Annotated in this window: 21 protein-coding genes; 9 read left to right on the top strand and 12 right to left on the bottom strand. The window is 55.4% G+C overall.

What is annotated here, in order from left to right:
• Positions 1-238 precede the first annotated feature (238 nt).
• The gene (locus tag ABIE64_RS07705; RefSeq protein ID WP_297015924.1) at positions 239-517 is read left to right on the top strand and encodes a tyrosyl-tRNA synthetase; all 279 of its coding nucleotides are present in this window, start codon (positions 239-241) and stop codon (positions 515-517) included.
• An 80-nt stretch (positions 518-597) separates the two neighbouring features.
• On the opposite strand, the gene ABIE64_RS07700 is transcribed toward ABIE64_RS07705, so the two are convergent.
• Together ABIE64_RS07700 and ABIE64_RS07695 are read right to left on the bottom strand one after the other, a co-directional pair.
• Positions 598-1,761, bottom strand: coding sequence for a PA0069 family radical SAM protein (locus tag ABIE64_RS07700; protein WP_354377045.1), 1,164 nt, complete (start codon positions 1,759-1,761; stop codon positions 598-600).
• 132 nt (positions 1,762-1,893) lie between these two features.
• Positions 1,894-3,519, bottom strand: a complete 1,626-nt coding sequence (locus tag ABIE64_RS07695; RefSeq protein ID WP_354377044.1) for an inverse autotransporter beta domain-containing protein — start codon at positions 3,517-3,519, stop codon at positions 1,894-1,896.
• 363 nt (positions 3,520-3,882) lie between these two features.
• On the opposite strand from ABIE64_RS07695, the gene ABIE64_RS07690 reads away from it, so the two are divergent.
• Positions 3,883-4,515 carry a LysE family translocator gene (locus tag ABIE64_RS07690; protein ID WP_114094383.1) on the top strand — a complete coding sequence of 211 codons (633 nt, stop codon included), beginning with the start codon at positions 3,883-3,885 and terminating at the stop codon, positions 4,513-4,515.
• An 18-nt stretch (positions 4,516-4,533) separates the two neighbouring features.
• On the opposite strand, the gene ABIE64_RS07685 is transcribed toward ABIE64_RS07690, so the two are convergent.
• The 3 genes from ABIE64_RS07685 to ABIE64_RS07675 form a co-directional block, all read right to left on the bottom strand.
• Positions 4,534-4,731, bottom strand: coding sequence for a hypothetical protein (locus tag ABIE64_RS07685; RefSeq protein WP_063092882.1), 198 nt, complete (start codon positions 4,729-4,731; stop codon positions 4,534-4,536).
• Positions 4,732-4,735: 4 nt separating this feature from the next.
• Positions 4,736-6,307 (bottom strand): L-lactate permease, encoded by a 1,572-nt coding sequence (locus ABIE64_RS07680; protein ID WP_354377043.1) that lies wholly within the window; start codon positions 6,305-6,307, stop codon positions 4,736-4,738.
• 177 nt (positions 6,308-6,484) lie between these two features.
• On the bottom strand, positions 6,485-7,504 hold the full coding sequence (locus ABIE64_RS07675) for an LLM class flavin-dependent oxidoreductase (protein WP_354377042.1): 1,020 nt from the start codon (positions 7,502-7,504) through the stop codon (positions 6,485-6,487).
• Positions 7,505-7,639: 135 nt separating this feature from the next.
• Here ABIE64_RS07675 and ABIE64_RS07670 point away from each other — a divergent pair, with 135 nt between their 5' ends.
• A complete protein-coding gene (locus tag ABIE64_RS07670) occupies positions 7,640-8,146 on the top strand; it encodes a P-loop nucleotide/nucleoside kinase family protein (protein WP_354377041.1) in 507 nt (168 codons plus the stop codon).
• Between the two features lie 3 nt (positions 8,147-8,149).
• On the opposite strand, the gene ABIE64_RS07665 is transcribed toward ABIE64_RS07670, so the two are convergent.
• Positions 8,150-9,067: a LysR family transcriptional regulator gene (locus tag ABIE64_RS07665; RefSeq protein ID WP_354377040.1), complete on the bottom strand. Its 918-nt coding sequence runs from the start codon at positions 9,065-9,067 to the stop codon at positions 8,150-8,152.
• A 109-nt stretch (positions 9,068-9,176) separates the two neighbouring features.
• On the opposite strand from ABIE64_RS07665, the gene ABIE64_RS07660 reads away from it, so the two are divergent.
• Complete coding sequence (locus ABIE64_RS07660) at positions 9,177-10,457, top strand: MFS transporter (protein WP_354377039.1); 1,281 nt, start codon at positions 9,177-9,179, stop codon at positions 10,455-10,457.
• Between the two features lie 66 nt (positions 10,458-10,523).
• Here ABIE64_RS07660 and ABIE64_RS07655 read toward each other — a convergent pair whose 3' ends face one another.
• Positions 10,524-11,522, bottom strand: a complete 999-nt coding sequence (locus tag ABIE64_RS07655) for a cysteine synthase A (protein WP_007090011.1) — start codon at positions 11,520-11,522, stop codon at positions 10,524-10,526.
• A gap of 130 nt (positions 11,523-11,652) precedes the next feature.
• Positions 11,653-12,285: an NUDIX domain-containing protein gene (locus ABIE64_RS07650; RefSeq protein WP_354377038.1), complete on the bottom strand. Its 633-nt coding sequence runs from the start codon at positions 12,283-12,285 to the stop codon at positions 11,653-11,655.
• Positions 12,286-12,593: 308 nt separating this feature from the next.
• Between ABIE64_RS07650 and ABIE64_RS07645 the strand changes: the two genes are divergently transcribed.
• From ABIE64_RS07645 to ABIE64_RS07635, 3 genes are all read left to right on the top strand, one after another.
• Positions 12,594-14,228, top strand: coding sequence for a sensor domain-containing diguanylate cyclase (locus tag ABIE64_RS07645; RefSeq protein WP_354377037.1), 1,635 nt, complete (start codon positions 12,594-12,596; stop codon positions 14,226-14,228).
• A 47-nt stretch (positions 14,229-14,275) separates the two neighbouring features.
• Entirely contained in the window at positions 14,276-14,785 is a 510-nt protein-coding gene (locus ABIE64_RS07640; RefSeq protein ID WP_354377036.1) for a GNAT family N-acetyltransferase, read from the top strand.
• A 133-nt stretch (positions 14,786-14,918) separates the two neighbouring features.
• Entirely contained in the window at positions 14,919-16,379 is a 1,461-nt protein-coding gene (locus ABIE64_RS07635; protein ID WP_037988532.1) for an aminoacyl-histidine dipeptidase, read from the top strand.
• 56 nt (positions 16,380-16,435) lie between these two features.
• On the opposite strand, the gene ABIE64_RS07630 is transcribed toward ABIE64_RS07635, so the two are convergent.
• A complete protein-coding gene (locus ABIE64_RS07630; RefSeq protein ID WP_007090006.1) occupies positions 16,436-17,806 on the bottom strand; it encodes a DnaJ domain-containing protein in 1,371 nt (456 codons plus the stop codon).
• A gap of 187 nt (positions 17,807-17,993) precedes the next feature.
• Between ABIE64_RS07630 and ABIE64_RS07625 the strand changes: the two genes are divergently transcribed.
• Complete coding sequence (locus ABIE64_RS07625) at positions 17,994-19,040, top strand: methyltransferase domain-containing protein (protein WP_037988530.1); 1,047 nt, start codon at positions 17,994-17,996, stop codon at positions 19,038-19,040.
• A 150-nt stretch (positions 19,041-19,190) separates the two neighbouring features.
• Positions 19,191-19,316, top strand: coding sequence for a type B 50S ribosomal protein L36 (ykgO, locus tag ABIE64_RS07620; protein WP_007090004.1), 126 nt, complete (start codon positions 19,191-19,193; stop codon positions 19,314-19,316).
• Between the two features lie 92 nt (positions 19,317-19,408).
• Here the strand turns inward: ykgO and ABIE64_RS07615 are convergent, their stop codons facing one another.
• The 3 genes from ABIE64_RS07615 to ABIE64_RS07605 form a co-directional block, all read right to left on the bottom strand.
• Positions 19,409-21,190 carry an adenylate/guanylate cyclase domain-containing protein gene (locus tag ABIE64_RS07615; RefSeq protein ID WP_354377035.1) on the bottom strand — a complete coding sequence of 594 codons (1,782 nt, stop codon included), beginning with the start codon at positions 21,188-21,190 and terminating at the stop codon, positions 19,409-19,411.
• Positions 21,191-21,344: 154 nt separating this feature from the next.
• The gene (locus ABIE64_RS07610) at positions 21,345-23,189 is read right to left on the bottom strand and encodes an adenylate/guanylate cyclase domain-containing protein (RefSeq protein WP_354377034.1); all 1,845 of its coding nucleotides are present in this window, start codon (positions 23,187-23,189) and stop codon (positions 21,345-21,347) included.
• 45 nt (positions 23,190-23,234) lie between these two features.
• Positions 23,235-23,672: an Lrp/AsnC family transcriptional regulator gene (locus ABIE64_RS07605; RefSeq protein WP_037988527.1), complete on the bottom strand. Its 438-nt coding sequence runs from the start codon at positions 23,670-23,672 to the stop codon at positions 23,235-23,237.
• Between the last annotated feature and the right edge of the window lie 22 nt (positions 23,673-23,694).

Below are 23,694 nucleotides of genomic sequence, written 5' to 3'. Positions count from 1 at the left end.
AGCGCCGGGGCGGACAAAGCCGCTGCAATCAGGGTTGACCTGACAGCATAAGGTACGTAATGATTTGAAGATGGAAAACATTGTTACACATCAGAACGCCTATTTTACGTCGTGCACATAGCGCGGCGCCTGTTGATGTGTTTGTAAATTAAACCAAGACCGGCTGCCCCAGGGCGGCCTTTGTTTTTTCCATAAACCGGTTTGCCCGAGGTGGCCCCACCAACAAGGAAACCGGAAAATGACCCATATCTCCCTTGCTGATCGTATGCCGACACTTGATTTCACGCCCAATGCCCTGAAAGACGGGATCGGGGTGGTGCCGCTTATTCTGATGGCGGGTTTTGCCGATACCATTACGGCGGCGAGCGAGCTGGTCGCAAGTGGTGCGGTCATGATCGAGAACAGACAGATTGTTGATCCCGATCATCATATCCTGAGTTACGCGTTTGATGATGGCGAAATCTTGCGCCTTACCGTTGGTGGCCAAAGGACGATGCTGATCCGTCGTGCGGAGTGAGCGGGGCGGAGTGATCGGCTTGGTGCCCGCCGGTCGCGCGAGCAGGGCTTGGGGGCGAGGGGGCGATGTTGCTGGTGATATCAGAACAGCGACATTTGCCCGTTCGCGCTGGGGCGGACAAAGCCGCTGCAATCAAGGTTGAGCGACCGGCCGGTCATGCCGTGTTTTTTGCGTGCGGCATCAAACCGCCTGGCAATCAGATCGGCAATCGGGCCGGTGCCGCGCATGCGGGTGCCAAATTCGGATTGATAGCGGTCGCCGTCGCGCATCTGGCGGATCAGCGACATGACCTTTGCCTTGCGGTCCGGATAATTGGCGCCAAGCCATTCTTCGAACAGATCGGCGATTTCAAGCGGCAGGCGGACGACGATGTGGGATACGGACGTTGCCCCGGCATCACGCACCGCCGCGACCAGATTTTCGATTTCCATGTCATTGAGGCCGGGAATGATCGGCGCACACAGGACCGTGACCGGAATACCGGCATCGGCAAGTTTGCGAATGGCATCAAGCCGACGGTGCGGGGCGGAGGCACGCGGTTCAAGAAGGTTGGACAATCTGTGATCAAGGCTTGTAACCGATACCGCGACCGACGCCCGGTTTTTTGCGGCCATTGGCGCGATCAGATCAATGTCGCGGGTGACAAGTGCGCCTTTGGTGATGATCGAAAAAGGATGGTGGCAATCGCCAAGCACCTTGATGATGGATCGGGTCAGTTGCTTTTCACGTTCAACCGGCTGATAGGGATCGGTGCTGGTGCCAATGACAATCGGGGCGGGCATATAGCTTTTGACGGCGAGCTGTTTGCGCAAAAGTGCTGGGGCGTCGGGCTTCCAGAAAAGCTTTGTTTCAAAATCCAGCCCCGGCGACAGGCCGAGATAGGCGTGTGTTGGTCTGGCAAAGCAATAGATGCAGCCATGTTCACAGCCGCGATAAGGATTGATCGAACGATCAAACGGCACGTCCGGGCTTTGATTTTTGGTAATCACGCTGCGCGCGCCATCAATGCCAAGGGTGGTGCGGATGCGCGGCGCTTCACGATCTTCCATCAGGTTGGTCATCCAGCCATCATCGACCGCCTGATGGATATGGCGTTCATAGCGGCCATCAATGTTCGATACCGCCCCGCGGCCTTTTTGCCGACGCGCGGGCAGCAGATCGGGATTAAAATCCGGATGGCTCCATCCTTCGCCCGGTTGGGCGGTTTCGATGTGATCGGATGTCGGTTCGATGATGTTTCGCATATGTTCAAAATATAGAACAAAATAGGAACATTCAAGCGAAATACGCAGTGCCCAGGTTGCCCGCACCGATGTCAACGCGGACAGCGGCAGGCCGTTGATTTGACATCATCCGGTTATCAACAGCTTTCCTGATTACGGGCAGGTCGGCGTTGCTGTCGTGAAACTGATGGAGCCGGTGTTTGTCCCGCCACCGACATTGCATGTGCTTACATTGCCGCTGTTACCGGCGCCGGAGAGATTCGTATTGTTCAGGTTAAAGAAGATCAGGTGGTTGGTTGCCGCCCCGCTGACATTGAGTGTGTTGTTCTCGAAGACGAGGTTGTCTGATCCGATGACTGACAGGGCATAGGCAAAGGTATCGTTACTGGTGGATGTGATCGTATTACCGCGAATGACCGTGTTTTGTGCGTTTCCGATAACCTGTATGCCAAAGGACGTGTTGCCCGTAGCGTTGCTGGTCAATGTGCTATTGATGATTTCGACGTTATTCACGCCGTTGATCCGCACTGCTGTGGTCGCACCCGCGGAGGTGGTTGAGACAGTAACGCCCACAAGGCGGCTGTTGCTGGCCATGTTGAAAATATGGCTTGGACTGCCAAAGCCGGGCGGAGTGCCGCCTTGGCCGCTCAGGCTGGCACCCGGTGTGGTGATGGTCAGAGTACGACCGGAAGGTGTTTTAACATCAAGATTGCCCGTTCCCATGATGGTTTGGCCGTTTTGAACATCAAGGCGGCTGTTCACGTTGGCAAAGCTGCCATTCAGGAGCACGGTCGAATTGGCACCGGCGGATGATATGGTCGTGGCAAGGTCGGCACTTGCTGTTGTTGCGCTGCTGACAAGCGTGATGGTGTTGCCGTTGGCCGTGCTTGTTATTTCCTCCGCAGTGGTGAATTGCCCTGCCTGACTGACGATATCAATGTCGCGTATGATCGGATCGGTCATGCGGCGTTCGATAGCGTTCAGGCGCGGTTTGGGATTGTCGCCAAATTCCTGAAGCGGGATGCGCAGGCGGAAGCTGGCAAAGCTTTGTGTGCCGCGCGGGTCGTCATGCTGGATTTCAGCCCCCAGCGAAAAGCGTGAGCCTTCCCACAGGAACGGTATTTCATCAAAGGTCAGGTCAAGCCGCCCGCGAGGTCCCTGTAGCGTGTCGACATCGTCTTCGGTAAAGCGATAGCCGCCTGCGTAAAGGCGCAATTGTTGTGGTGCCGTGGCTTCAAACAATGGCGCGCGCCAGCCGATTTCGGCATCAAAACCGCGAAGGGCGCGTTCTTCGCCCTGACGGTACATGATCGTGGTGCCGGAAAAATCCGCCGTGCTCAGGCTGTCTTCCATATAGCTTGTCCTGCCGACCGGCATATAGGCATTGGCGCGAAAATCCCAGTCAAGCGAAAGGGCTTCGGCCCCGAAAGTCACCTGATTGAATTTGTTGTCATACGCGCTATGGCGGCGATCAAAATAGCCATAGCCGCCAATATTCCAGCCGCTATCAAGCATCTGGCGAATGCCGACACCGAAATTGCCTTCGTGACTGTTGGCATCATCCATCCGCGCGCGGATATTGGCAAAGGCCAGGGTATCGTCATCCTGCCATAGCGGAATGAACAGATCGGTTTCACCAAGGTTGCGGTCTGTGCCGGCCTTGCCTTCAAGGTCGATATGCGGTCCCCATTTGTTGCCGCCATCTGCGTCCTGAGCATGCGCGGATGGCGCGAAAGCGACGGCGCAGCTACAGACAAATCCAACCGCATATTTTTTCATTTTTGTCTTCAATCATTTTGATCTGGCTTATGCGCGGCGGGAAAAATCGCTGGCATTTTGCGCATCAGTCAGATCGGCAGTTAAGCCAGTTCATGAAATGGAAGTCCGAGGATTAGGGGATTTGCGCATGGGTCGCCACAGCAACGGCAGGGATGCGATATTTTCCTGCGCGAAGTGGATATCCATTGCGTTTTATGGATAGGAAACAGTGCGAGGTGCGCAAAAGCGGACTATTGAGCCCCGTCTTTTTGTCGACCTTTTAAATTGCCTTTTCGATTGTCATGTATCGGTACAATCGCGCGCTTGCCGGTTTTTACAATCCATCTATAGTTTCGTGGCCACCCTTTTTATGGAGCCATTCCGATGGATTGGACACAGTTTGTCAGCTTTACGCTTGTCACCGCCCTTCTGGTGATGTCACCGGGCCCCAATGGCGTTCTGATTGCCAAAACCGTTCCGACATCGGGCCGTGCGGCAGGTTTTGCCAATGTTGCCGGTTTCGTGACCGCCTTTTACCTGCATGGCACATTGTCGATTTTAGGGATTTCGGTGATCCTCGTGCAGTCGGCACAATTGTTCATGATGGTGAAGATTGCCGGTGCGGCATATCTTTGCTGGGTCGGGTTCAAGGCGCTGCGCGAGGCGTGGCGCGGGGTTAAAACCGTTGCCGAAGTGGCCCCGGCCAAACGCCGCAGGACGCTTCTGGTGGCGTATGGCGAAGGGTTTCTGACCAATGCGCTTAACCCCAAGGTATCGATTTTCTATCTTGCGGCATTTCCGCAATTCATTCCGGTCGGTGACGGGGCGATTACATCGGCCTTCATGCTGGTGTGTGTGCATGCCAGCATCAATGTCATCTGGTTTTCGGCGATGATCATTCTGTTATCGCGCCTGACAGGCGTGGCGCGCAGTGGATCGTTCCAGCGGGCGTTAAAGGCCGTGACCGGCAGCGTGTTTATTGCGTTCGGGATCAAGCTTGCGATGTTCCGGCCCTGATATCGGGCCGGGATCGTATTATTTCTTGATGGCAATCAGCGCCATGACGGCCGCAAACAGGCCAAACAGAATGCCGCCCACAGGGATGTCAACCGGTATGCCTGACAGGATACCGGAAAGTGCGGCATCTTCGTTTATCAGGGCTTCAAACGCGACCAGCGGCAGGATCAGGGACGCCAGAAACAGAAAGACCGGATTGAACAGCTTGTTTTTCATGGTCTTATCCCCCGATCATCGCAATCAGCAACAGGCCCAGCGCCATGAAGCCGCAAAGGGCAGTGAGAAGCACACCGGTTTTCAGCACGACCGATAAAACCGGTCCTTCCTTGCCCGAAAGTCCGACGGTCGAACAGCCGACCAGAATTTTTGACGGGGCCAGCATACTACCAAGCGATGCCCCGGTCGCCTGTGCGGCCAGAACAAGGGCGGTGGAAATGCCCGAAAGTTCGGCGGTGTGGCGCTGGAACATGCCAAAGACCACGTTGGAATTATTCGTGCTGCCGGTCATGAAGGCACCCAGCGCCCCGATGGCCGGGGCCACCACCGGATAGGCGACGGCAAAGGAGCCGGAAAACAGCGCAGCACCGCCTTCGGCCAAGGCATAGGTCATGCCCGCATGATCCATGATGATGGCAAGGCCTATGACTGGCACCATGCCGATGCTGGTCGGAAGGCCGCTTTTGACCGTGCGTTGCCAGATGCGTCTGGCAATGCCGTTGTCATAGCGTCCGCGAATTTTAAAGAAGGCAAAGCTGATGGCGGCGGTATAAAGCAGCAACGCGCCGGGATGGCCGAAAATGGCAATCGGTTTGGCGCTTTCGGCGTCGATGTTCCAGCCAAGATCGGTTGAGATTGCCGGGAAATCGAATGTCAGGCGAAGGCCCGACAGGAAATCCTCGACCGAGGGGACAAAGGTTGCCAGACCGACAATCACCATGAAGACCAGGTAAGGGGTCAATGCCTCGATCAAAGGCATGTGGTGATGATCGTCATCCCCGTTTGGTTCGGTGACGTCATCGGGATGGGGTTTCCAGAACCGGGTGACGATGATCGAGGTGACAAGACCGGCAATCCCGGCGGTCAGTCCGCCCAATGTCCAGACGCCGTAATTCGCCATCAGATATTGAACGACACCCATCACACCGGCAATCAGCACAAGCGGCACAATCCGGCGGCGCACGGTGCGAAAACCACCATCCAGCCACAGAACCGCCGCACCACAGGTAAAGCCCGACAGGCCAAGCAGAATGGCGGAATAATGCGTGAGCTCGGTGCCGGGAATGCCGGTCACGCCGATCAGGGCCTCGAAAGAAGTCGCCATATTGCCAAACAGCACCGACCAGCTATGGCCGATCATCGGGGCGGCAACGGCGATCACCGGCGAGAAGCCCATACCAAGCAAAAGTGGCGCGATCACCGCAATCGGCACACCAAACCCCGCGACGCCCTGCAAGAAGGTGGCAAACACATAACCAAGGATCAGCAATTGCAGCGGGCGGTCATCGGTCAGTTGGCGGATGGCGCGCCCGATGGTTTTGATGGCACCGGCTTCTTCGGCAGCGAAATAAAGGATCAGGGCGGCCCAGACGATATAAAGAATGTATAGGGCCAGCATCACGCCCTTGGCCTGCGCGATGATCAGCATATCGGTCGGCGCACCAAACGCGATCATGGCGATGGCAACGGTGACGAACCATGCGGCCGCACCGGCGCGTGCCGCGCCCCAGTTTGCCTTGATCATCAGAAACAGAATGGTGGCGATTGGCAGGGCAGCCAGAAGGAAGTCTGTCATGGGGGCGAGCCAAAACCTTTTGGAACAATGTGTTGCGGTTGATTTTCCAACCGGGCCGACATCTTGTCCCAGTGCTTCTGCAAGCGCAAGAAAACAGTTATGGCATTTCGTATGATGAAATACAAAACCGGGCTCGGCTGGTTTCAGTCGAGCCCGGTTATTGTCTGATTAATTGTTTCAGGCGCAGTTTTGCGCGGTTTGTTCGGTTTCAAGTTCGTCACGCAATTCTGCGGCAATCGAGAATGATTTCAGACGTGCTGCGTGATCAAAGATATTGGCAGTGACCATGATTTCATCGGCCTTGGTCATATAGATGAAATCGCGCAGCTTTTTGCGAACCGTGTCGCGCGAGCCGATTGCGGCACAGCGCATGGCATGATCGACCCCGGCCTTTTCCACCCGGTTCCAGATGTCATCCATCGATTTGACCGGTTTGGGCAACTGACCGGGTGAACCGCGCCGCAAATTCAGGAATTGCTGCTGCATGGAGGTGGCAATAAATTCGCCTTCCTCGTCGGTATCGGCGGCAAAGAAGCCCATTGCGGCAATCGCATAGGGTTCATCAAGCTGTTTGCTTGGTTCAAACCGGTGACGATACAGCGACAATGCATCCATCAGCATATCGGGCGCAAAGTGTGACGCAAAGGCAAAGGGCAGGCCAAGACGTGCCGCCAGATCAGCGGAGAACAGGCTGCTGCCCAGAAGCCACATCGGGACTTCGGAACCATAACCCGGAACCGCCCGGATTGGCGGATTGCCTTCAAGGGGGGCGAGGAATTGCTGAACCTGAAGCACGTCCTGGATAAAGCGTTCCTCGGTCCCGTGCATATCACGGCGAAGGGCGGCGGCGGTGCGTTGGTCGGTTCCCGGTGCGCGCCCGATGCCAAGATCGATACGGCCGGGATACAGCGCATCAAGGGTGCCGAACTGTTCGGCAATCACCAATGGCGCATGGTTGGGTAACATGACACCACCTGAACCAACGCGGATGGTTTTGGTGCCCGCCGCGACATGGGATATGACAACCGAGGTTGCGGCACTGGCGATGCCGGGCATGTTGTGATGTTCGGCCAGCCAGTAACGATGAAAGCCGAGCTTTTCGGCATGCTGGGCCAGTTCAAGCGTATTGCGAAGCGCATCGCGCGGGTGTTCACCCTCGTTCACGGGGCAAAGATCAAGAACGGAAAAACGGGGCATAGGCATAATCCCAATTGGGCGCAGGCCGAAAACGGCGCGCCGGATTTCAGTGTTGGGATTAATCTAGCCCAAAATCAGATGCTTGCCAGTCAGGGAGTGTCGGTTTTAGGGTCAGGGCCGGAGAAAGGATAGAATATGCTGATCATTTTTGGCGGTTTGCCCGGTGTTGGCAAGACATCCATTGCACGCGCACTGGCGCAAAAAATCGGTGCGGTGCATCTTCGGATCGACACGATAGAGCAGGCGATCCTTGATGCCGGGGTTTTGCCCGATGATATCGGCCCGGTCGGCTATATGGTTGCCAACCGGCAGGCGACCGATAACCTTAAGCTCGGCCTGACGGTGATTGGCGATGCGGTCAATTCGGTTGAAGAAACCCGAAGCGAATGGCGACTGGCAGCAGAGCGGGCCGAAAAACCCTATGTGCAGATTGAACTGATCTGTTCCGATCCGGGGGAACATCGCCACCGTGTCGAAACCCGGCCCTGTGACATTGAAAACCTGCATCAGCCCGACTGGGACAAGGTCCTTGGCCGTTATTACGAGCCGTGGCACGGGGTTGATCTGATTATCGATACGGCAAAGATGACGGTGGATCAGGCCGTCGATGCAATTTGCGGTGTGATCGATAAAAATAAATAAGGTTCAATTGTTCAGGTCGTTTTCCTGATCTTCTGCGCGATGGGCATTCAGCGTGCGGCTGACGAAATTGCGCAGTACGGTCGAGATATCGTTGCTGCGATAGGCCAGTGCGAGATGCGCCATCGGGACATCGCCCGCGACCTTGCGATAGACGACGCCATTGACCTGCAATTGTGCCATGGCGGCGGGGACGAGCGAGAAACCGAGTTCGGCGGCGACAAAGTTGATCACCGAGCCCAATTGCGGTGCACTTTGCCCCATGACCGGTTCAAACCCGGCGGCACGGCAGGCGGCAACGACGATATCGAAATGGGTTGGTCCGACCTGGCGCGGGGTCAGGATCAGGGCATCGTCACGCAGGGTTTCGAGCGCAACCGTTTCATGCCGGGCGGCGGGATGACCCGCCGGAAGCACGATCAGCATCGGTTCGGATTTCAGGCGATGCAGTTTGATGGCATCGCTGTTGGCAGCACCTTGGCGCAGGAAGACGGCATCAAGCTGTTCATCCATCAGCGCATTCAAAAGGCGGGCGGAATTGTTTTCTTCCAGCGTCATTTCAACACCGGGATAGGCGCGCCTGAAATCACGGAAAACGCGTGGGACGCTGGGGCTAAAGGCGGCGGATGCGGTAAAGCCCACCCGGATCGAGCCGATTTCACCGCGACCGGCGCGACGGGCGGCACGGATGGCGCGTTCCGCCAGTTCGGGGAAATGCTGCACGATATCGCGAAAGGCAATCCCGGCCTCGGTCAATTCCGCGCCATGCGGGACGCGGTGAAATAGCTGGGTGCCGATTTCGGTTTCAAGATCGCGGATCTGCTGGCTTAGCGGCGGTTGACCGATGCCGATGCGGGCTGCGGCACGGGTAAAGTTCCCCTCGCGGGCGACTTCAAGAAAATATCGAATATGGCGCAGTTCCATCCGGTATCTCCAAAACATATCGAAAATGACTGTGACATATATTGGACCGATATCGAGAAAGCTGCAATCCTTTCGGTCAGATCAGAATTCTTCAAAACGAGGCCGGAATATGAGTGCCTATCGGGCGAAAAGCCCCGCAGCGCAGGCTGCCAATGATGATATCAAGCCAGCCGCCGCCGGGGCCGAGCCGGTTTATACCGAACCGGGATCGCCGGAATTTCGCCGGATCAGTCTGGCGCTGTTTCTGGCGGGGTATGCGACCTTTTCGCTGATTTACTGTGTTCAGCCGCTATTGCCGGAACTGGCGCGCGATTTTGCCGTCAGCCCGGCATCCAGTTCGCTTGCGCTGTCACTGACGACCGGGTTTCTTGCCTTTGCCATCCTGCTTGCCGGGGCGGTGTCCGAGGCATTCGGGCGCAAGCAATTGATGTTTGCATCCATGTGCGGCGCGTCTATTTTGAACCTGATTGCGCCGTTGCTTTCCGACTGGCATGCATTCCTGGTGGTGCGTGCGCTTGAGGGCCTGATTTTGGGTGGGGTTCCGGCGGTGGCGATGGCGTATCTGGCCGAGGAAATGCATCCGCGCGGCCTTGGCACCACGATGGGAATTTACATCAGCGGGACCGCACTTGGCGGGATGAGCGGGCGCGTGGTGATCGGCATTCTGACCGATATGTTTGGCTGGCATCTGGCCCTTGGTGCGATGGGGGCACTTGGTTTGCTGGCTGCCCTTGGGTTTGTCATCCTGTTGCCGGCATCGCGCAATTTCGTGCGCCGCCCCGGTTTTCAATTATCCTATCATATCCGCGCGTGGGAGGGGCATCTGCGCCATCCCGGCCTGCCATTCGTGTTCCTGATCGGGGCATTTGCGATGGGCTGTTTTGTGACGGTGTATAATTATGCCGGGTTCCGTTTATCCGCGGCCCCCTATGACCTGAGCCAGGGGCAGATCAGTCTGATTTTTGTGGTTTATCTTTGCGGGATGGTGACGTCTTCCATTGCCGGTGCCATGTCCGACCGGATCGGCCGGGGCCCGGTTTTGGTGTCGGGTATCCTGATTGCAGGTGTTGGGGTTGCCTTGACCCTGCTTTCCAGCCTTTGGGGCATGATCGGTGGGATCATGGTCCTGACCAGCGGCTTTTTCGTGGCCCATTCGGTGGCAAGTGGCTGGGTCGGGCGGATGGCGAAACAATCCAAGGGCCATGCGTCATCGCTTTATCTGCTGGCCTATTATCTGGGTTCAAGCATCATGGGATCGGTTGGCGGCTGGTTCTGGTCGCATGGCGGCTGGGACGCGGTGGCGGCGTTTGCCGGGGCGCTTCTGATTGGGGCGGCGATTTGCGGGACTTACCTTTGGCAGGCCGCAAGACGGGCTGAGGCCGTTGCCTGACACAGACAAAAAGAAACCCCCGCTATCGGGCGGGGGCTTCTGTCTGATCGCTGGTTACAGGCGTGCTTAGAGCCAATCTGGGCTCGGCAGGCCTTTTTCCTTGAGGAAGGCCGGGTTCCACAGTTTGCTTTGATAGCGGGTGCCAAGGTCACACAGGATGGTGACGATGGTTTTGCCCGGGCCGAGTTCACGTGCCAGGCGAACCGCACCGGCGATGTTGATACCGGTCGAGCCACCCATGCACAGCCCTTCTTCCTTGAGTAGGTCAAAGACGATCGGCAGCATTTCATCATCTGAAATCTGGAACGGGTGATCGATATCGATGCCTTCGAGGTTGGCAGTGATCCGGCCCTGACCGATGCCTTCGGAGATCGAGCTTCCTTCGGATTTCAGTTCGCCAAATTTGTAGTGGCTGTAAAGGGCAGCCCCCATCGGATCGGCAAGACCGATCTGAATGTCCTTGTTGCGATCCTTGAGCGCCATCGACACACCGGCAAGTGTCCCGCCGGTACCGACCGCACAGATAAAGCCGTCAATCTTGCCGTCGGTCTGTTCCCAGATTTCGGGGCCGGTGGTGTCGATATGGCCCTGACGGTTGGCGACGTTATCGAACTGGTTGGCCCAGATGGCCCCGTTCGGTTCGGTCTTTGCCAGTTCTTCGGCCAGACGGCGCGAAACGTGAACATAGTTGTTCTGATCGCGATAGGGGACGGCGGGGACTTCGCGAAGGTCGGCACCGAGCAAACGCAACAGGTCTTTCTTTTCCTGGCTTTGCGTTTCGGGGATGACGATCACGGTGCGATAGCCAAGCGCGTTGCCGACCACGGCAAGACCGATGCCGGTATTGCCCGCAGTGCCCTCGACAATCACGCCGCCGGGCTTCAGAAGGCCGCGTTTTTCCGCGTCACGAATGATGGCAAGGGCAGCGCGGTCTTTGACCGATCCGCCCGGATTGGCATATTCCGCCTTGCCCAGAATGGTGCAGCCCGTCAGCTCGGAAACCTTTCTGAGTTTCACAAGCGGGGTGCGGCCAATGGCTTCAATGGTGCCATTGCGAATGTCCATGACAGACTCCAAGCGTGGTTAGAATGTGTTTTGTTACCTGTTGATTGGGTCTTTTATACACAAAAGTCAAGATGGATTAAAAATTACCACGTAATTTGTGTGTTAATTAATTCACATCCCAAAACCGCACTCATGGACCGGAAACCCCGGCTTCCCGGCGAATACGGTCGCGATTGAGCATCAGCCACTGAACGGCAATCGTCGCCGTTGCATTGCAGAGTTGTCCGTCACGCAACATGGCAAAGCATTCATCGGACGATACCGTATAAACGCGAATGTCTTCGCCTTCTTCTTCCAGACCATGCAGGCCATTGGCACCCGACGCATCGACCCGACCATAATACATGGTGACTGTCTCGCTCGAACAGCCGGGGGTGACATAGTAACGCGAAATCAGTTCCAGGTCGCCGATGATGGTGCAACCGGATTCTTCCTTGGTTTCGCGGTGCGCGACATCTTCCATTTCCTCGCCATCCTCGACGATGCCCGCGACAATTTCCGTCAGCCAAAGCGGCATTTCAGGGAAGCGCTGATGAACCGAAATGGCGCCGGGGCGGAATTGTTCGATCAAAACAACTTCATCACGCACCGGGTCATAGGGCAGGACCGCGACGGCATGGCCGCGTTCAAGAACCTCGCGCTGCAAAACCGCACTTTGACCGCCGTCAAAAAGGTGATGGCGCAATTCATATACATCAAGTTTGAAATGGCCGTCCCAACCGCGTGTGCGGCGAATGATTTCGTAATTATTGTTGTGTTTCATAAATTCTGTCCGGTGGTGGTTCTGGAATTATCATTCTGGAGACAACATATATCTCATGGTTTCACATCAGATTTGTGAAGAGAAGAGGGCAGAGCCACTTTGCGGTTGATGCGCGCCTCCCGTGAGGGGGTGATTAGCCGAAACCGTTCAGGTTGCACTGCAACTATTCGCAAGGGTGTGAGGCCAAGTGCCGTATTTTAATAATTTTTAATGTAGTGTAAAATCTGATCAATTAGCGCGCGGAATGAACGCTGCCAAACCGGACAGGTAGCGCGTTAGATCGCATTGGCGGGGAAGATGGGGCATTGATGCGATTCGAACCGACTGAAATCGCGCGTCTTTACGGGCGGTCGCGGGTGGGAGTTGTCGTGCACAGGGATTTGAACGCTGTGTATGTCAATGACGCCTATGCGAAAATGCTTGGCCGAAAAGACGTTAAGGATTTCATGGCGGAGCCCGATCTGCGCCAGTATATCCCGCCCAGTTTCCACTACGAAGCCAGCAAGCTTGTTGCGAAGTTCCAGGATTCGACCGGTTTTCACGGTTGGAAAAAGGTCTATAACATCCGCACCGATGGAACCCCGGTCTGGATGGAGATCAGCGACGAAACCGTCGAATGGGGCGATGACAACGCGGTTCTAACCACTGCACAGCTGATTGATAACGGCACGACGGCCATGCAGGTCGATCACATGCTGGGACGATCCTTTATCGGCGTGATGGTCCATCGCGACATGACGGCACTTTATGTCAATGATGCCTTTGCCTGCCTGATGGGGGCGCACAATGCCAGTGCATTCATGGAAAAACCCGATATCTTGCGGTTTATTCCCGAAGCGGATCGGGATCGGGCGATAAAACATGTTGCTGATATTTTACACGGCGCGCGTGAAGGCGAACGTCATCGTGTGCGCGATATTCTTGATGATGGCAGCACGGTCTGGCGCGATCTGACCGACGAGCGGATTTTGTGGCACGACGGACGCCCGGCAATCCTGACCACGGCACATGACGTGCGCGAAGAAGTCGAAATGAACGAAGCCCTGATGCGAACCAAGGCCGGGCTTGAAGAAGCCGTGACCGAGGTCATCCGCATGGTGCCATCGGCTGTTGCCATGCTTGATGTCTATCAGAATGTTACGAACTTCAATCGTGAATTTGCCCGCCTGTTTGGCGAAGAACAACAAAACAAAGATGACGATCCGGTCTTTGATATTTCGATTTTGTGCAATTTGTATGCATCCATGATCAAAGGTGGCCACGGGCACGCCAATGTCGATAGTGTTGAAACCCCGTCCGGTTCTCACGCTGATATTCGCATGAACCTGATGGAAGATGGCAGGGTGATGGTTTCGGCATTGGATATTTCCAGCCACAAGCGCAAGGAGCAGCATCTTGACGCGCTTGCTTCGACCGATCCGCTGACCGGGGCGCTGAACCGGCGCGGATTTGAATCCGCTGTCAGCCGTCTTCGCGAAATTCGCCTGCTTAAAGGCAAGGTCTGGCAATTCGGGCTGGTGGTGCTGGATCTGGATTATTTCAAATACGTCAATGATACCTATGGCCATTCCGTTGGTGACAGGGTTCTTGAGAAAATTGCCATCACCTTGCGGCAGGCGCTTCGTGATGATGACCTTGTCGTGCGTCTGGGCGGAGAAGAGTTTGCTGTCCTGCTGCCATCTGCAACCACGGCGGTTACGAAGCGTATTGCGGAACGGCTTGCCAATATGATCCGTGCCATCGAAATCCCTGTCGGTGCTTCAGGCAACGAGATGGTGACCATCACGGCCAGTTTCGGTGTAACTGTCGGCGGGGAACTGCGTGGGCAGTTTGTGGAACTGGAGCAGGCGTTGCTGGTGGCGGACCGCGCGATGTATGACGCCAAGGAAGCCGGTCGCGACACGATCAGGTTCCTGACCTTCGATGATGATATCGACAACTGAATTTCCGTGAATTATCTTCGCGCTTTGCGCAATCGGGCAGGAGAAAGATGACAATTCGTGAAATGCTGTCTTCGGACGGTGATGCTGTTGTCGATATCTATGACCGGGCACTGAAATCCGGCCATGCATCCTTTCAACAAAACGGCGGAAGCTGGGACGACTGGGATCACGGGCATTTGACGAAATGCCGGTATGTTGCCGTCGATGAGGCAGGTCAGGTAACGGGCTGGGCGGGATTGTCTGCTGTTTCGGGGCGCTGTGCCTTTGCCGGTGTTTCGGAGGTATCGGTTTATGTCGATCCGCGATGCCAAGGGCGGGGCATCGGAAGTGCGTTGATGAACGCATTGATCCGTGGTTCGGAACAGAACGGTTTCTGGTCGCTTGAGGCCGGAATATTCCCGGAAAATACTGGCAGTGTTGCCCTTCATCGAAAACACGGGTTCGAGATTCTTTGCCAGCGTAGCGGATTTGGCCGGATGGGATATGGCCCGATGCAGGGGCAGTGGCGCGATGTGCTGCTGCTTGAACGGCGCAGCAATGTTGTCGGGATCGACTAGATATCAATCCAATCATTTGTCACTGGGTTGCGTAAAAACCCGTAGACGATCTGGAAATTGCGGTGCCGATGCGCTAAGCAGCAGGGGCACCCGCGATAAATGCCGCGAATAAACGATACAGGAGAGCGCCACCGTGAATGAGATCAGCAAAATTGCCCCGGTCGCAATCTGGGAAAACTTCCAGAAGCTTTGCGATACCCCACGCCCGTCGACCAAGGAAGAAGCCGTTTTGCAGCTTCTGGAAAAGATGGCCGATGCCAAGGGTTTCGCCCATTTCCGCGACAGCGGCAGCAACCTTGTCATTTCCATTCCGGCCAAACCGGGGTTCGAGAATCGCAAGATGGTCATCCTTCAGGCCCATGTCGATATGGTGACCCAGGCCAATAGCGGATCGACCCACAATTTCGACACCGACCCGATCCGTATGATCATGGATGGTGAATGGATCACGGCCGACAATACCACTCTTGGTGCGGATAATGGCATCGGGGCGGCGGCCATGATGGGGTTCATGACCGAAGATAATCTGGAACATGGTCCGCTGGAACTGTTGTTCACGGTTGATGAGGAACGCGGCCTGACGGGTGCGATGAACCTTGAGCCGGGGCGGCTTAAGGGCGAAATCCTTCTGAACCTTGATACCGAAGACGAGTACGAGCTTTGTGTGGGGTGTGCCGGCGGTGGTGATCTGGTCGCGAGTTTTGCCTATACCCCCGAAGCGGTTGAAGGCGGGCAGGTCGCGCGTGAAATTGCCCTGACCGGGCTTAAGGGCGGCCATTCGGGCATTGATATCATTCTGGGCCTTGGCAATGCCAACAAGCTGATGGCGCGTTTCCTGCGCACCGCCATTCGTGATCTTGGTGCGCGGATTGTGACCATCAATGCCGGTACGGCGCGCAATGCGATCCCGCGGGAATCCTTTGCAACGGTTGTTTTGCCGTCCGACAAGGCATCGGCCTTTGATGGCGCGCTGAGCGCCTTTGCCGCCGAGGTCAAAGACGAGATCGGCGCGATTGAGCCGAATTTTGCCATCGCAGCCAAAGATGTCGCATTGCCAGCAAAAGCGATGAGTGCAGCGGATTCCAAACGTTTCAATAACGCGGTTGTCGGGGCACCGAACGGTGTTCACGCCATGAGCACCAGTGTTGAAGGTGTGGTTGAAACGTCGATCAATCTGGCGATTGTCAAACTGGCCGATGGGAAGGCGGATGTGACCCTTTCGGCACGCAGTTCGATCAATTCGGCGCGGGATGCCCTGCGCGAGGTTGCGACATCGGTGTTTGAAAATATCGGTGCGACGGTGAAGTGGGGCGATGCCTATCCCGGTTGGAAACCGAACGCGGATAGCGAAGTCGTCAATATGATGAAAGCGGTTCATCGCGACATGTTTGGCAAAGACCCTGAAATCCGGGTCATTCATGCCGGGCTTGAATGTGGTGTATTGGGCTCTAAATATCCGCATTGGGATATGGTTTCATTTGGCCCGACCATCAAACGCGCACATAGCCCGGACGAATGCGTCCATGTGCCAAGTGTCCTGCGTTTCTGGGATTATCTTCTGGCTGCACTGAAGGCGGTTCCGGTCAAGAACTGACCGGTTCCATCAGGCCATATCAAATGAGTTTCTTTTGCGACTGATCGTATCCGCGGTCAGTCGCAACTGTTTGTAGCGCACCATTCATCGCGGGCCTTGGCACCGCTTCCGGGAACCAGCGCATCCAGATTGACGAACCCTGTTTCGCCAAGGGCTGTTTCAATTTCAATCCAGAAATCCTCGCTTGGTCCGTCGACATAGACAGTTTCGAAGCGTGCCAGACGCCGCATGACCGGATATTCGATGCCGGGGCCTTCGCGCATGTTCAGAAGATCACGGTCGATATAATAGGGATCGCGATCTTCGCCGATCAGCTTTTCGACGGATCGCGTCAGTTCGCTGGTCTTGTCGGCAACAAGTTGCGGGATGTCGTGACTGACAAAGCCTTGCCCCGGTCCAAACGCCACCAGCAAACAGAAAATGGCAACAAATAGGGGGCTTAGATGCAAAAGGGCATCGAGCATCCCGGCCTGTTTCCATTCGCTACGGACCCGGCGAAGGGGTTTTCCGTCATCCAGACGCCGCAGATTGGCGCGGATCTGTTCGGCCAGTACCGACCGGTTGGTGCCGATGAAATCACTGGCTTGTAACAACACGGCCCGGGCAAGGGGTTTATTTCCGCTGCGTTCGAACGCGGTGGCCTGCGTGAACAGAAGTTTTGCATTGCCCTCTGCGGGCAGGGTGCCGCCGCGCATATTACCGATGATCGCGCGCCATGCCGGGATGAAGCTGCGCCAGCCCCAGAAACCGCGCAACCATGTTTTGAAACTGGCCTTAAGCGCCATGCGTTTTGCCCCTTTGGGAGCAAGGTTGGCGGTGATTTTTTCGATTTTCAGGGAATTGAGAAAACCGCGCACAATGGTGAATTCAACCATGCGGGGTTGGGCGGATACGACTTCTGTCACGGCACAGCGGACAAAACCGGCCTGATCGGGCTTGGCGCGTGCTTTTGCGTGGCGCTTGGCGCCTGGATGGATGTTTGATTTGCGTGCCGCGTTGCGTTCCTGCTGCTGGCGATATGCTTCGTTGGCGCGGGCAAAGCGTTCCTCTTCGCTTTCGCGGTTGGTTTCGGCCTTGCGCCCTGTACCGGCAAAACCCTGACGGGTGCGTTGTTGCGAATTGGCGTTTTGGGCACCGGCGGCCTGTGGGCCATAGGGGCCGTTTTGCTGTTTGCCGGCTGTGCCATCATTTGTGCCGGTACCGTTTTTACCGTTACGTGATGGGTTTGGCGGTGCCTTGCGCGCACCGGTCAGGATTTCATAGGCTTCGGTGATGTCCTTGAATTTTTCCTCGGCATCGATATCTGTATTGCGATCGGGATGAAATTCAAAGGCAAGCTTGCGGTAGGCAAGCTTGATTTCCTTTGCGCTGGCGCCCGGCGCAATTTTCAGCAGGCGATAATAGATCCCGAGGTGATCCTGGCTCATTCGTGAAAAGGCATCCCGCACATAAACATTGTCCCGAAGCCGGGCAGGTTAAATCACATTCACTTTATATTCGTATCGATGCTGGGATCATATGATTGAAATCTTAACACGTTGTCACTTTTGCGTATTTGCCATATTTTGCAAGAATTGATCCGCTTATCTGCGAACCGCTTAGCGAGTATCCGCCTTGAAACTTAAATTCTGGCAACGCAATGCCGACCATGACGGCGATGTCCTTGATCACAATGGTGGTCATGGTGGTGATATGGCGGAATTCGTGATGCCCGAAGGTCACAGTCTGAGCCTTGCAACAAAGCTTCGTGCGCGTTGGCAGGGGTATGACAACCCGGTCGAATATTATCTTCTGCAAAAAGAAATCGATGATTACCGGGCGTGGCTTCATAAAATGCGCCTGTTTCTTGCCCGGCCGATTGAGCCGGAACTGGGCGAGCTTGACCTTGATGATGAAATCGGTCGCTGGCCACCGGAACGAATCAAGCTTTATGCCAAGCTGTTTGATCGTGGCATCATGATCCCGGGTGGTCATGATTATGCGTTGGAACTGGCAAAGCCGCTTGCACTTGACGAGACGCTGAGCTGCCTTGAAATCGGGGCGAAGCTTGGCGGGGTTGCGCGTTTGCTTGCCGATAAGCTTGGTGTCTGGGTAACTGCCTACGAGCGGGATGGCGAACTGGCGTTGCTGGGGATGGAGCGGTCCGTGCAGGCCGGAGTTCAGAAAAAAGTCCCGGTGCAGGTCTTTGATCCGGCCAACCCCGATTTGCGCAAAGCCTATTTCAACGTGGTTTATTCGTTTGGCGATCTTTTCCACATCGAAAAAAAGGATGTCTTGCTGGTCTCGGTGGCGGAAACGCTGCGTGATCACGGCCAGATATTGTTGACCGACTATGTCCTGACGTCCGAGGGCCACGAAGATGAGGTGGCCAATTGGGCAAAGTACGAAGACTTCAAACCGTTTCCATGGACGGCTGACCAATACAAAAAGGTGTTGGGCAAGCTGAAATTCGATATCCGTATCGCCAAGGACGAGACGGATGTGCATGTCAGTCATATCAAAGCAGCCTGGATGGCGATGCTGGCAGATATCCAGAACAGCGGTTTGGACCCGGATGTGCTGACATATCTGGTGCCAGAGATGGAAATGTGGATGAATCGCGTAAAAATGCTTGAAAACGGAACGCTAGCCTTTTATCGGTTCTACGCAACGATCAGGTGATTGCCCTGTTTCATGTCTACGGCGGGCGACGAAGGAATGGACTTTGTCCGGAATTCTGTCGCTGCAACCTGTTTTAGGTGTTGACAGGGGCTGGGTGTACTTCTATTTTCCGGCTTCCTCGAAGGGGCCAAGTTTCTAAGGTTTACTATTATGAAGATCCGGAACTCATTGAAATCCGCGAAGCTGCGGGAAAAAGGCTGCCGTATCGTGCGCCGCCGTGGCCGCGTATACGTGATCAATAAAAAGAACCCGCGTTTCAAGGCGCGCCAGGGTTAATTCCCGGTACCTTGTTCTCTCAGGTTTTACAAAACGCCGCATCGGTTTATCCAATGCGGCGTTTTGTGTTTTGCGGCTTGCCAACCCTTTTCTTAATCAATGCCATCTATCGGAATGGTATAGACAGCGGTTGTTTCGCTGCGTCCGCGCAGCAGAATTTCATCGGCAAGACGGGCCTGTGACGGGTCTGAAAGCTGATCGAATGTGGTGCTTGCGATCAGGATGCGCGTGCCGAGTTCCTTGTTCTTGGCTTCCAGTCTGGCTGCACTGTTGACCGCATCGCCGTGTACGGTGAATGTCAGACGGTCCGGCGCCCCGACATTTCCCGCGACCAGCAGGCCGGTATTGATCCCGCAGCGACAGCGCAGTTCTTCACCGTCAAACAGTTCATTATGAACCAGCGTTTGCAGGGCGACTGCCGTTCGCACCGCCGCATCGGCGTGACCGGGCACCTCGTCAAAGGCATTGAACACGGCAAGGATGGCATCGCCCTGAAACTGGGTAATGATGCCGCCATTTTGTTCGATGATTGCCGTTGCCTTGGCAAAATAGGCGTTCAGGATGGTGACGATCCGCTGCGGGGCGATCTTTTCGCTTAGGGTCGTAAAGCCGACCAGATCGACAAACAGGATGGATGCCTCGCACTGGCGGGATTGGATATTGCCGGTGTCATCGTCAGAGGCCAGCAATTGCTGGGCGATGGCCGTTGGCAGGAATTTGCCAAACAGCCGTCCGATGCGTTCGCGGTCACGCAGGGTGATGGCCATATTGTTGAATGATCGTGATGCATCGTTAAATTCGATGATATGGCTGCCGGGCAGGATCGGCAGATCGTCAAGCATGCCGGTTTCAAGTTGCCTTGTTGCGGCTGAGAACCGTTTCAGCGGGCGCGTGAAATAATGCGCGATCATGACGGCCAGTATGATCGCAAGAACCATGATTGCCGTTCCGATCAGTGTCGCGAGCTTCAGGCGTTCCCATTCGCGGGTAAAAACGGTCGGATCAAAATGCATGCCCATTACAATTGGAAGACCTGCCGATTCTTCAAATTTCCGGGTGATGATAACGTGGTATCCGCCCGCGGTTTCGAGTGCAGAGGCCGTCGAACCATTGGTTCCATCAGGTGTTCGGCCGTCGTTGAAATCAAATGTCTGCCACTGGTCCATCTGTGCAAGAACCGGATCGGCAAGGTCGTCGATACGGGGCAGGACGCCAAGAACATCATCGGTTCCAATATTTGCGGGCGGGTGCAACTGGTGCCAGTCGGGCAAGGCGGGATGGGCAATGACATGATCATTGACGATGACAAATGGCGTGCGTCCGGCCTCTGTCGGATCCGTTTTCAGATCACGTGAAAAATCGCCAAGTGATACAAGCTGCACAAGCGATCCGATATATTCCCCCCTTTGAAACAGCGGGATCATTTCGGTGATCACGACCTGATTGACCAGGCTGTTCCAGCGTGGAAACTGCGTGATGCTTTGGCCCGGGCCAAAGGCGATCAGGGATCGGGCGATGATGTCTTCCTGGGGATCGGCCTGGCGCGAGACAGTCCTGTCCGTCTTTGGGTCGTACCACCGGAAACGACCATCGGGCATCAGAATCCCGATGGCGGTCACATCGCGTTCATTGGTCACAAGGGCCGCCAGGGTATTGTCCCAGATGGCAGTGTCATCGGGTGAAAGATCGCCATTTGCCACTTCGCGGGCGACCCAGATATTGCGGCGTTGCATCCGTTCGATCCGGTTGCGCATGGCATTTTGCGCGTCTTTCAGGTCGGCATGGGTCATTGCAATCCATAGATTGCGGGTGTTGTCATAAGCCGTATCAAGGCCAAGGCGAAGTGCAAGCCCCACACCGAGTACGCTGGTCATAAAAAACGCGCCCAGCAATACGCCAAGTATCGAAAAACGCCCCCTGGGTTTGGTCATCATATTCCCCGTATGCCCCCAATGGCCCGGTTTGTCTTTCCGGGTTATCGGCAAAGCTTACTGATGATTGAACGCAATGAAAAGAATATCGCGTGGGTCAATTCCGGCAGGTATAGATTAGGGTTTCGGTATGACGGCCACGCAACTGGATTTGTCCGGCTTTTACCACCCGCTCGGGATCGGAAAGGAGATCGCGGGTGCTGTCTGATAGAAGGATGCGGGTTCCCAGTTCCTTGTTTTCCCGTTCAAGCCGCGATGCGGTGTTAACGGCATCGCCGTGCACGGTAAAGGACAGGCGGGCACTTGCACCGACATTCCCGGCGATCATGCGCCCGGTATTCACCCCGCAGCGGCAATGAATGGAAAGTCCGTCAAACTGGCGGGTTTCGACGGCATGCTGAATGGCGAGGGCCGAATCAAGGGCCGCATCGGCATGGTCATGCAATTCATCAAAGGCGTTAAATACCGCAAGAATTGCGTCACCCTGGAACTGGGTAATGATGCCACCATGTTCTTCGATAATGCTGGTCGCGCAATCAAAATAGGCATTGAGCATCGAAATGATCTGTTGCGGTTCAAGTTCTTCACATAATGTCGTGAAGCCTTCGATATCGACAAACAGGACCGTTGCCTCGCACTGCTGCGGCGGAAGAACCCCGGAATCGGTTCCCGATGCCAGAAGTTTGCGGGCAATGGAGGCCGGCAGGAATTTACCAAACAGGCTGCTGATCCGTTCGCGGTCATGGACGGCCTTGATCATGTGATTGAATGATCGTGCGGCATCATCATATTCGCGAATACGGCTGCCTTTAAGGTCGGGGAAATCGTGGTTTTCGATGCCATCTTCCTCAAATGCCCGGGCGGCAGCGGCAAAACGGCGGATCGGTTTGGTAAAGTGACGGGCAATGATCACGGCAACGATGATCGATAGCAACAAAACAGTCCCGCCCATCACCGATGCCAGAACCAGCCTGTTCCATTCGTCATCGAACAGTTCTTCTTCGAAATGGATCCCGATGATGATCGGCGAGAAGGGGGTATTCATCATCTGTTTGGTGACGATCATCGAATAGCGGCCATCAAGATCAAGGCCGGACAGGCGAAGGTTTTTGGCTTCGGGGCGTTTTTTGCTTTCATCGCCAATATCAATGGACTCGGACTTGCCGATATTGGCCAGAACCGGATCACCGATATCATTGATCGTCGGAAGGGGAATAGGGCTGCGTGCGATATCCGCGCCATTTACCAGTGCAGATGCAGCACTATCGCCCCATTCACGAAGACGTGGATGGGCCATGACACGGTTTCCGGCGATCAGGATAAACGGAACACCCGGCAAGTCCTCGCGCCCACGGATAAGGCTGTTGGACAGGTTTGACAGTGACAGATACTGGATGAATGTTCCGACGTAGCGACCGTCCGCAAACAATGGAATCCAATCAGCAATCACTGTCTGCTTGAAATAGGGGTCCCATCGTGGAAAACCGGTGTGATTAGCCGTTGGTCCACGCAAATGCGCCAGTTCTGAAAAAATAACATCATCGCTGGGCAATGTACGGCGGATTTCGCTCATATTTTCGGGATTATAGCCGATAAACTGGCGGTCGCCGGTAATCAGACCATAGGCCATCACATCGATTTGCGATGCCGAAAGTGCGCGCATCGCATTGTTCCAGCCATACTGAAAGCTTGGATCCAGAGCGCCACTTGCCACCTGATCGGCGACCCAGACCGCACGTTTACCCACATTGTCCATCCGTTCATGCATGGTTCGCTGGACCGATGTCAGGTCCAGATCGCTAAGCATGACCCAAAGGTTGCGGGTGTTTTGATAGGCGGCCCCAAGTCCGACATAAAGGGCAATACCGACACCAAGAATGCTGGTGACAGAAAACCCGGCAAGCAGAACAGTCAGGACGGAATATCTGCGTTTTTCAGCCAATTTTTTGAAAATTCCCGAACAGAGGCTCCCCAACCCGGGGGCAGTTTATCGTCTATCAAATTTCGTGGAAAGGATGATTGAGCTTGCCGTGCGTTTAATTCCGGGCAAGGCCCCGATTTGATCAAGAACGGTATCAAGTTCTTCGGATGTGTCGGCGGCAATTTCGGCGATCAGGTCATATTCACCGGAAATCGCAAGGCACCGAATGCAGTGGGTTATTTTCTGAAGCGCGCCGACCACCCCGGCAGACTGTTTCTGTTCGACCTGTATCATGACTTCGGCAAGCAAAAGCGCCCGTGCTTGTTCGCCAAGCTGTATTGTGTATCCGGTTATGACCTTTGCCTTTTCAAGGCGTTCAAGGCGTTCCTGAACAGCACTTCGTGACAGATCGACATCACGCGCAAGGGCCGCAATCGGGGTGCGGGCATTTTGTTGCAGCCGGGCGATCAGGCGGCGATCAATGTCATCAATGTTACGTTTCATCGGTGTAGCCCGTGATTTTAAC

It is taken from the genome of Thalassospira sp. MBR-102 (assembly GCF_040549275.1).
Classification (GTDB): domain Bacteria; phylum Pseudomonadota; class Alphaproteobacteria; order Rhodospirillales; family Thalassospiraceae; genus Thalassospira; species Thalassospira xiamenensis.
This window is presented reverse-complemented; position numbering and strand designations above follow the sequence as displayed.

Coding starts and splice junctions, on each gene's coding strand:
- ABIE64_RS07705 (WP_297015924.1), top strand. CDS start 239: ATGACCCATATCTCCCTTGCTGATCGTATGCCGACACTTGATTTCACG.
- ABIE64_RS07700 (WP_354377045.1), bottom strand. CDS start 1,761: ATGCGAAACATCATCGAACCGACATCCGATCACATCGAAACCGCCCAA.
- ABIE64_RS07695 (WP_354377044.1), bottom strand. CDS start 3,519: ATGAAAAAATATGCGGTTGGATTTGTCTGTAGCTGCGCCGTCGCTTTC.
- ABIE64_RS07690 (WP_114094383.1), top strand. CDS start 3,883: ATGGATTGGACACAGTTTGTCAGCTTTACGCTTGTCACCGCCCTTCTG.
- ABIE64_RS07685 (WP_063092882.1), bottom strand. CDS start 4,731: ATGAAAAACAAGCTGTTCAATCCGGTCTTTCTGTTTCTGGCGTCCCTG.
- ABIE64_RS07680 (WP_354377043.1), bottom strand. CDS start 6,307: ATGACAGACTTCCTTCTGGCTGCCCTGCCAATCGCCACCATTCTGTTT.
- ABIE64_RS07675 (WP_354377042.1), bottom strand. CDS start 7,504: ATGCCCCGTTTTTCCGTTCTTGATCTTTGCCCCGTGAACGAGGGTGAA.
- ABIE64_RS07670 (WP_354377041.1), top strand. CDS start 7,640: ATGCTGATCATTTTTGGCGGTTTGCCCGGTGTTGGCAAGACATCCATT.
- ABIE64_RS07665 (WP_354377040.1), bottom strand. CDS start 9,067: ATGGAACTGCGCCATATTCGATATTTTCTTGAAGTCGCCCGCGAGGGG.
- ABIE64_RS07660 (WP_354377039.1), top strand. CDS start 9,177: ATGAGTGCCTATCGGGCGAAAAGCCCCGCAGCGCAGGCTGCCAATGAT.
- ABIE64_RS07655 (WP_007090011.1), bottom strand. CDS start 11,522: ATGGACATTCGCAATGGCACCATTGAAGCCATTGGCCGCACCCCGCTT.
- ABIE64_RS07650 (WP_354377038.1), bottom strand. CDS start 12,285: ATGAAACACAACAATAATTACGAAATCATTCGCCGCACACGCGGTTGG.
- ABIE64_RS07645 (WP_354377037.1), top strand. CDS start 12,594: ATGCGATTCGAACCGACTGAAATCGCGCGTCTTTACGGGCGGTCGCGG.
- ABIE64_RS07640 (WP_354377036.1), top strand. CDS start 14,276: ATGACAATTCGTGAAATGCTGTCTTCGGACGGTGATGCTGTTGTCGAT.
- ABIE64_RS07630 (WP_007090006.1), bottom strand. CDS start 17,806: ATGAGCCAGGATCACCTCGGGATCTATTATCGCCTGCTGAAAATTGCG.
- ykgO (WP_007090004.1), top strand. CDS start 19,191: ATGAAGATCCGGAACTCATTGAAATCCGCGAAGCTGCGGGAAAAAGGC.
- ABIE64_RS07615 (WP_354377035.1), bottom strand. CDS start 21,190: ATGACCAGCGTACTCGGTGTGGGGCTTGCACTTCGCCTTGGCCTTGAT.
- ABIE64_RS07605 (WP_037988527.1), bottom strand. CDS start 23,672: ATGAAACGTAACATTGATGACATTGATCGCCGCCTGATCGCCCGGCTG.